The organism is Citrobacter amalonaticus (assembly GCF_018252635.1).
Classification (GTDB): Bacteria; Pseudomonadota; Gammaproteobacteria; order Enterobacterales; family Enterobacteriaceae; genus Citrobacter_A; species Citrobacter_A amalonaticus_E.
The window spans coordinates 1-435 of the sequence record NZ_JAGTXM010000038.1; the positions used below are offsets into that span (position 1 = coordinate 1).

The following is a 435-nucleotide window of genomic DNA, read 5'->3' on the forward strand; positions in this document are numbered from 1 at the left end:
CGCGCGGCCAACGCGTTTGACGTGGAAGGCGAGCGTGCGGCCATGCTGGTGACCGTGGCGATGAACGACGATCAGCCGGTTTCCGTGCTGAAGCGTCTGGGCGATCTGCTGCTGAACAACAAAGCTGAAAAACTGCTGAACGCTGATGCCTCCACCGTGCTGGCACTTCTGACCAGTGATGAGGCGCCGACCGAAGACGTGCAGACCGCTGAGTTCGTGGTACGCAACGAGCACGGCCTGCATGCCCGTCCGGGCACCATGCTGGTGAATACCATTAAACAATTCGAGAGTGAGATTACCGTGGCGAATCTTGACGGCACGGGCAAACCGGCCAACGGTCGTAGTCTGATGAAAGTGGTCGCGCTGGGCGTGAAGAAAGGACATCGTCTGCGTTTCACCGCACAGGGTGCCGATGCTGAACAGGCGCTGAAAGCG

At 59.5% G+C, this 435-nt stretch carries 1 protein-coding gene; it reads left to right on the forward strand.

The features are described from left to right. A partial coding sequence (locus tag KE671_RS22615) for an HPr family phosphocarrier protein (RefSeq protein WP_211986806.1) occupies nt 1–435 on the forward strand: 435 nt, incomplete at both ends.